The sequence below is a fragment of the Devosia sp. genome (genome assembly GCF_034675085.1).
GTDB lineage: Bacteria > Pseudomonadota > Alphaproteobacteria > Rhizobiales > Devosiaceae > Devosia.
This window is the reverse complement of sequence record NZ_JAUCDN010000210.1, coordinates 1-5,825: the sequence shown is the minus strand read 5'-3', so window position 1 is coordinate 5,825 and position 5,825 is coordinate 1. Positions and strand designations below refer to the sequence as shown.

The window sequence follows — 5,825 nt, the reverse complement described above, 5'->3', positions numbered from 1 at the left end:
ATGTTTCGAGTTGATCCCAAGCAGGCCGTATTGGACCACGCATCACGGCAGGCGGAAACGGGGCGGCGCCTTTCCAGGCCGGCCGAGGCCATCATCGCCCTGCCCGTGGAGAGCAATATTTCGGGGGCCGTGGTCTGCGGCATTGCCCAGGCGGTGGAAGCCCTGCTGCTGGCGGCACTGGGCTATGGCATTTATGCCTATTATGTCGAACTGGGGCAGCCGGCCTTCTATATTCCGGTGATCCTGGCGTCCTGCCTGCTGGCCAATATCCTGTTCAACGCGGCGCGTACGCATCGCATCAGCGCCTATCGCACCCTGTTCAACCAGATCGGCCGCGTCCTTGTGGCCTGGACGGTGGTGATAACGGTCCTGACCCTGGGCATTTTCTTTCTCAAGGCGGCGGACCTGTTCTCGCGCGTCTGGCTGGTCAGCTGGTATATCGGGGGCAGCGCCCTGCTCGTCGCCTATCGCCTGGCCCTGCGCGCCCTGGTATGGCGCTGGACCGAACAGGGCCGCCTGCGGCGGCGCACCGTCATCGTCGGGGGCGGCAAGGACGCCGAAGCGCTGATCGAGCAGATCCATGCCAGCGCCCGCAACGACATCAGCCTGCTCGGCCTGTTCGACGACCGGGTCGACGATCGTTCGCCCGACACGGTTTCGGGCTATCCCAAGCTGGGGCGCGTGGCCGATCTCATCGAATTTGCCCGCCGCACGCCGGTGGACCTGGTGCTCGTCTCGATGCCGCTATCGGCAGAGACGCGTGTTCTGGCCATGCTCACCCAGCTCTGGGTGCTGCCGGTGGACATTCGCCTGTCGGCGCATATGAGCAAGCTCAAATTCACCAACCGCGCCTATTCCTATGTCGGGGACGTGGCCGTGTTCGACATGGCCGACCGTCCGATTTCGGACTGGAACCTGGTCTTCAAATGGCTGTTCGACAAGGTGGTGGCGCTGGTGGCGCTGGTGCTGCTCTCGCCCGTCATGCTGGTCGCCGCCATTGCCATCAAGCTGGAAAGCAAAGGGCCGGTGTTCTTCATGCAGAACCGGCATGGCTTCAACAACGAGCTGATCCGTATCTATAAATTCCGCTCGATGCGCACCGACATGCTGGATCAGGGCGCCGCCAAGCTGGTGACGCGCGGCGATCCGCGCGTGACGCGCGTCGGCCGGTTCATCCGCAAGACCTCCATTGACGAGCTGCCGCAACTGCTCAACGTGCTCAAGGGGGAACTCTCGATCGTGGGGCCGCGCCCGCATGCGCTCGAGGCCAAGGCCGACAACAAGCTCTATTACGAGGCCGTGGAAGGCTATTTTGCCCGCCACCGGGTCAAGCCGGGCATGACCGGCTGGGCCCAGATCAATGGCTGGCGCGGGGAAACCGACACCATCGACAAGATCATGCAGCGCGTGAACCACGACCTCTACTATATCGAGCATTGGTCAATCCTGTTCGATCTCTACATCGTGCTGATGACGCCGGTGTCGATGGTTTCCAAGAATGAGAACGCCTACTGAGCGAGGGCAAGGGCCTTCGCCGGGCGCATCAGCTCCACAGGTTCCCGCGAAGATAGCGCTCGGCCAATTGCACGGTGCCTTCGGCATAGCCGGGCATATGCTGCTGGGCCAGAGCGGTTTCGACATGCGAGCCGATCCAGGCCAGCAGCGCCATGCGCCGCAGCATGATCATGGCGTCGATGGCGGCGAGGTCTTCGGCGCCCAGCGGGCGGATGGCCTGGTAGCCTTGCAGCCACCGGGCCTTGAGCCCCGGAATCATCGGGCTGGTCTCGTGGAAGGAAATGGCGGCGGCGAAATCGTAGGCGAACCAGCAAAAGCCGCAATCGTCGAAATCGATCAATGTCAGCCTGTCGCCGTCGACCAGAAGATTGCCCAGCCGCATATCGGCATGGATCAGCCCATAGCGGTCCGGTCCCACCCCGTAATCGGCCAGACGCAGCCAGAGCGTGGCATCGAGCCGGTCGAGAATCGGCCGATTCTGGGCATTGACGCCGGGTGATACCCGCCAGTCGCCCCATAGCCCGTCGGCATCCAGAATCGTCGCCGCCTCCCACACCTGGCGCTTGAAGCCCGGCGGCTTGCGCCAGTCGCCGACATGGTTGTGCAGGGTCGCGGCATAGCCGCCCAGCTTGAAGAAGATATCGCCCAGGTCGCCGTCAGGCGTCGGTTCGCTGCCGGCGATATGGTGGAACAGCACCACCATCTGCTCACCCTCGGGGCCATCGAAGCATTGCAGCAGCTTGCCGTCGCGCCCCGGCACCGGCTCGGGAATCGGCAGATCGGTATCGCGACGCAAGGCCATCAGCCAGGCCAGCTCGCTTTCGATGCTCAGGCTAGACTGGTAACCGTCCCGATGCACGCGCAGGGTGTAGAGGCGGCCCGAGGGCGTCTCGATCAGGAAGGTCTGATTTTCCGAATGGTTGATGAGACGGGCCGAGCCGTGCTCGAGTTCGGACCACATCGACAGGGCCGGCTCTATTTCCCGCGCCGACAACGGCATCGGCAGGCTCCCCCACTGATGGCGCTGCGCCGCAGAAGGCTCATCGCCTCGCCCTGGTCAGAATTAATGGTCGGAGCGGCCGGATTTGAACCGACGACCCTTTGTCCCCCAGACAAATGCGCTACCAGGCTGCGCTACGCCCCGACTGCCGGGGTACATAAGGAAACGGGGCATGGGAGGCAAGCCCTAAAAACGCCTGCGTCTTCAACTCGCGCTGATTTCACAGCTTTTGCTGCCTGCCGGCCCGCGTCGCCAGCCAGCACACGATAGAGCCGGCGCAGACCATGACCGTTCCCTGCCAGAACGGCAGGGAGAGCGGCGTCGCCAGCACCATCGCGGCAAAGGCCGCCGAAAGCACCGGCACGAAATAGGAGGCTCCGGCCAGGACGGTCATATTGCCGTGCAGAACGCCGAAATTCCACGCCGCATAGCCGAAGGCCATGGCGGCGGAAGCCAATGCCAGCGGCAGCAGGCTGGGCAGGGTAAAGACCGGTGCCGGCTCACCGCCGGCGAGGAATTTGATCCACAGCGCCCCCGCGGTGAGGGCGAAGAAAAGCGTGATGCCATTGCGACCCTGGGCGTGCCGGGCGGTCACCACGGAATAGGCGGCCCAGATCAGCGCACCGACAAAGGCCAGCCCATAGCTCAGCGGATTGTGGCGGATATTGGCGATGATGGCGGCGGGGTCTATGCCCCGGTCTCCGGCGAGAACCCAGCAGATGCCGATCATGGAGAGGGCGATGCCGGGGATGATCCAGCCATTGGCGCGCTGGCCGTTGAAAAGGATCGCGGCAACCAGGGTGAAGGTGGGCCAGAGGTAGTTGACCATGCCCACCTCGATGGCCTGCTGCGAGTTGCCGGCGTAGCCGATGGAGAGCGAGAGGCAGAGCTCATAGGAAACGAAGAGCAGGCTGCCCACGATGAGATAGGGGCGCGGAAAGCGCCGGATATCGGGCCAGCCGACCGTCGCGACCAGAAGCAGGCAGGCCAGAGAATAGATCAGCGCGGCGCCGCCGGTCGCCCCGAACTGCACGGACACCATGCGGATGAGCCCGACGACGAGGCTCCAGAGCAGCACGGCCGACAGCCCGATCAGGGTGGCGTTGCGCCCGCTCCGAATGCCGATCGTTCCCGCCATGACTGCTCTCCGAATTGGGGCGGCCCCGTTGCCGTCTGCGCCGATGCATCTGTCTGCGCCCGGACAGGCAGGCCCATAGGCTTTGCGTGGAGAAAAACAAGCGCAATTTCCTCCCGAAAACGGGTTGCTCTTGGCCTGCGCGCCAGTTAGGCAAAGAAACCAATACTTTGCCGGAGCCTTTTCGCCCTACGATGCAGACCGACATCGCCCTCACCGTCATTTGCACCCTGCCCTTTCTGGCCAGCTTCATCGCGGTGGCCATGCCCGCAGGGGCGCGAAATGGTGAAGCCTGGCTTTCGGGAACCGTGGCGGCGATCTGCCTGCTCCTCACCGCACTGATCTTTCCGCAGGTGTCGAGCGGCGGCGTGGTGGAACAGACCATCCAGTGGATTCCCACGGCAGGGCTCGACCTGGTCTTCCGCATGGATGGTCTGGCCTGGCTTTTCTGCGTGCTCATCACCTTTATCGGCCTGCTGGTGGTGCTTTACGCGCGCTACTACATGTCGCCCAAGGATCCGGTGCCGCGCTTCTATGCGCTGCTGCTGGCCTTCATGGGCGCCATGCTGGGGCTGGTGCTTTCGGGCAATATCATCCAGCTCGCCGTGTTCTGGGAGCTGACCAGCCTCGTCTCCTTCCTGCTCATCGGCTACTGGTATCACCGCGGCGAGGCGCGCGACGGCGCGCGCATGGCGCTGATCGTCACCGGCTCGGGCGGGCTGGCGCTGTTCGTGGCGCTGATGCTGATCGGCCATATCGTGGGCAGCTATCGTCTCGACGACGTTCTGGCCTCGGGTTCGCTCATCGTGGAGCATCCGCTCTATCCGGTGACGCTGGTGCTGTTCCTGCTCGGCGCCTTCACCAAGAGCGCACAGTTTCCCTTCCAGTTCTGGCTGCCCAACGCCATGACGGCGCCGACCCCGGTGTCGGCTTATCTGCATTCGGCCACCATGGTGAAGGCCGGCGTCTTCATCATGGCGCGCTTCTGGCCGGTCATGTCCGATTCCCAGCTCTGGTTCTGGCTGGTCACCTATACGGGGCTGGTGACGCTGATCTTCGGAGCCTATACGGCGCTGTTCCAGCGCGACCTCAAGGGTCTTCTGGCCTATTCCACCATCAGCCATCTGGGGCTCATCACCACGCTTTTGGGCATGGGCTCGCCGCTGGCGGCGGTGGCGGCGATCTTCCACATCGCCAATCATGCCACTTTCAAGGCCTCGTTGTTCATGGCCGTGGGCATCATCGACCACGAAACCGGCACGCGCGACGTGCGCAAGCTGAGCGGGCTGCGGCGCTACATGCCCTTCACCGCCACTCTGGCAATCATCGCCAGCGGCGCCATGGCCGGCGTACCGCTGCTCAACGGCTTCCTCTCCAAGGAAATGTTCTTCACCGAGACGGCCGAATTCGATCCCAACGTCTTCGTCAACCTGTCCCTGCCCATTGGCGCGACACTGGCCGGCATGCTGAGCGTGGCCTATTCGATCAAGTTCGTCCATGGCGTGTTCTTCGGCCCGCCGCCGACCGAGCTGGAAACCGAGCCGCACGAGCCACCCGCTCTGATGCGCCGCCCCATCGAATTGCTGGTCATCGTCTGCCTGGCGGTTGGCATCATTCCCGGCATCACCATCGGCCCGTTCCTGGCGGCGGCGGTCATGGCCACGCTGGGGCCGGAAACGCCCTATTACAGCCTCTCGATCTGGCATGGCTTCAACCTGCCGCTGGTCATGAGCTTCATTGCCTTGGTGGGCGGCGCCATCATCTATATCCCCTATTACCGGCGCCTTCGGAATGTCGATGGCGTGCCCGGCCTGCGGGGATTGCGCGGCCAGCGCATTTTCGAGCGCCTGCTCATCACCGCCACCAATCGCTGGGCCCGAAAGATCCTTCAGATCTGCGGAACCCAGCGGCTGCAACCGCAGATTTTTCTCGTCCTCGCCATCGCCCTGGGGGCCGGCGTGGTGGCGGGCTGGGCCCGTCTCGGGGGGCTGGGCCTGCCCAGCGCCTTCGACCCGGTATTGGGGCTGGTCTGGCTGATGGGGGGCATCAGTGCCATTGCGGCGGCCTATCAGGCCAAGTTCCACCGGCTGGCGGCGATGATCCTGATGGGCGGCGCGGGTCTCGCCACCTGCCTCACCTTCGCCTGGTTCTCCGCGCCCGATCTGGCGCTGACCC

General features: G+C 64.1%; 4 protein-coding genes and 1 tRNA gene. 2 read left to right on the top strand and 3 right to left on the bottom strand.

Features of this window, described 5'->3' with window-relative positions; all coding sequences use genetic code 11:
• Window positions 1–1,515: undecaprenyl-phosphate glucose phosphotransferase (locus tag VDP82_RS12820; protein WP_323015238.1), on the top strand; the 1,515-nt coding region annotated here is incomplete at its 5' end.
• 28 nt (window positions 1,516–1,543) lie between these two features.
• On the opposite strand, the gene VDP82_RS12815 is transcribed toward VDP82_RS12820, so the two are convergent.
• From VDP82_RS12815 to yddG, 3 genes are all read right to left on the bottom strand, one after another.
• Window positions 1,544–2,515: a phosphotransferase enzyme family protein gene (locus tag VDP82_RS12815; RefSeq protein ID WP_323015237.1), complete on the bottom strand. Its 972-nt coding sequence runs from the start codon at window positions 2,513–2,515 to the stop codon at window positions 1,544–1,546.
• Between the two features lie 67 nt (window positions 2,516–2,582).
• A tRNA-Pro gene (locus VDP82_RS12810) sits at window positions 2,583–2,659 on the bottom strand.
• Between the two features lie 76 nt (window positions 2,660–2,735).
• Complete coding sequence (yddG, locus tag VDP82_RS12805; protein WP_323015236.1) at window positions 2,736–3,653, bottom strand: aromatic amino acid DMT transporter YddG; 918 nt, start codon at window positions 3,651–3,653, stop codon at window positions 2,736–2,738.
• A 191-nt stretch (window positions 3,654–3,844) separates the two neighbouring features.
• On the opposite strand from yddG, the gene VDP82_RS12800 reads away from it, so the two are divergent.
• Window positions 3,845–5,825: proton-conducting transporter membrane subunit (locus VDP82_RS12800; RefSeq protein WP_323015235.1), on the top strand; the 1,981-nt coding region annotated here is incomplete at its 3' end.

Bases quoted from the DNA above. Each gene is read 5' to 3' on its own strand.
- yddG (WP_323015236.1), bottom strand. From the start codon at position 3,653: ATGGCGGGAACGATCGGCATTCGGAGCGGGCGCAACGCCACCCTGATC.
- VDP82_RS12815 (WP_323015237.1), bottom strand. From the start codon at position 2,515: ATGCCGTTGTCGGCGCGGGAAATAGAGCCGGCCCTGTCGATGTGGTCC.